The sequence below is a fragment of the Mycobacterium intermedium genome, from assembly GCF_002086275.1.
GTDB lineage: Bacteria > Actinomycetota > Actinomycetes > Mycobacteriales > Mycobacteriaceae > Mycobacterium > Mycobacterium intermedium.
The window spans coordinates 1-1,524 of the sequence record NZ_MVHT01000231.1 but is presented as its reverse complement, the minus strand read 5'-3'; the positions used below and the strand labels follow the sequence as shown (position 1 = coordinate 1,524).

1 protein-coding gene and 1 pseudogene are annotated in these 1,524 nt (G+C 65.7%); both read right to left on the bottom strand.

Annotated features, from left to right (window positions below; all coding sequences use genetic code 11):
- Positions 1-72 precede the first annotated feature (72 nt).
- Positions 73-615 (bottom strand): annotated as a pseudogene (locus BST27_RS30360) (PE family protein); the annotation flags it as partial.
- A 224-nt stretch (positions 616-839) separates the two neighbouring features.
- The coding region (locus BST27_RS30355; protein ID WP_211285334.1) for an NHL repeat-containing protein at positions 840-1,524 on the bottom strand (685 nt) is incomplete at its 5' end.

Genomic DNA, 1,524 nt, shown 5'->3' with positions numbered 1-1,524 from the left:
GCACCGTGTCGGTTATCGCACAGCGATAGCGCGCTGGCCCGCGCCCGCGCAGCACATCCCCTAGTGAGCTGCCGCGCCCCCAGCAGCACCGTTCACCCCGGCGCCGCCCGCGCCGCCGCGACCACCATTGCCGAACAGTCCCGCATCCCCACCCCGACCACCGGCCTGGCCGGGTGCCCCGGAGCCGCCGTTGCCGCCGTTGCCCCACAAGAAGCCGCCGGGGCGACCGCCTTGGCCGGTCCCCGGCGCGCCGTCGGCGCCGTCGCCGATCAGTGGGCGCCCGAAGAGCGCATTTGTGGGGGCATTGATTACATCCAGCACTAGCTGTTCCAGATTGAACGCTTCGGCCGACGCGTAGGAGTTGGCGCTAGAGGCAAGCGTCTGCAGGAACCGGGTGTGTACGGCGGCCACGTGCGCGCTGATTGATTGGTACTGCTGGCCGTGGCCGCGGAACAGAGCAGCGATCGCCGCCGACACCTCGTCCTCGGCCGCCGGAAGCAACTGGGTCGTCGCGCTCGCCGCGGTGTGGTTGGCCTCGTTGATCGCCGCGCCGATGCCGGCGAGATCGTGGGTGGCCGCGGCCACCAGGTCAGACGCGACAGTGACAAACGACATCGCTCAAAGACCCCTAACAAACACCCCGTCACCTGGTCGACTCCCACCCCGCAACCAACCTCGCGCAATTCAGGCCCCTGAGCCATCGGCCAAATGGTCGATTCGCAGGAGGAACCTTTCTCCCCCAATCGGGGGAGGAACCCGCGAAACGGCCCGCCGCCGTTGCTAGGGGCGGTCAAGCACTTTCATTTCAGGAATTGATAAATCCGCTATACAGCTGGGCCCTAGACGATCACCGAGAGCCTGTCGTAGGCACCGTTGGTGACGTAGATGGCACCGTTGGAGCCGACCACGATACCGCCCGAAACGTCGCTGACGGCGACGGTAGCGGTGACCGTGCGGGTGACGGGGTTGATCACCGACACCGTGTCGCTGCCCAGGTTTGTGACGTAGACGGTGCCGTCGGGGCCCACGGCCACCCCGCTGGGCTGGAGGCCGACGGGGATGCTGCCGGCGATCGAGTGGTTCGGGTTGATCACCCAGAGCGCGTTGTTGGCCGAGTCGGCGACATAGATGGTGCCGGCAGTCGCGGGCGCGTTGCTGACCGCGATGCCAGCAGGCGTGGTGGTACCCGGGAGGGAGATCGTGGCGGCCGAATTCCAACCGTTGGCCTTGGTCAACACCGACACCGTGCCGTCCCCCGAGTTGGCCACATAAACGTTGCCCTTATTGACACCGGCCTCGCTAACCGCCAACGCCACCGGGGCTTCGCCCGCCGACCCAAATCCGGCTATCAAGTTGGTATTGGTGTTGAAGAAAGTGACCACGTCGTCGCTGGGATGGGCCATGAAGATCAAGCCCTCGGAGCTTACGGCGATACCGGTCGGCGAATAGAAGTTCGCTGTTGTCTGGATGCTGCCGTTAGCGGGGTTGAAATACTCGAAGAATGCGCTGTCACTGCGGGTGACG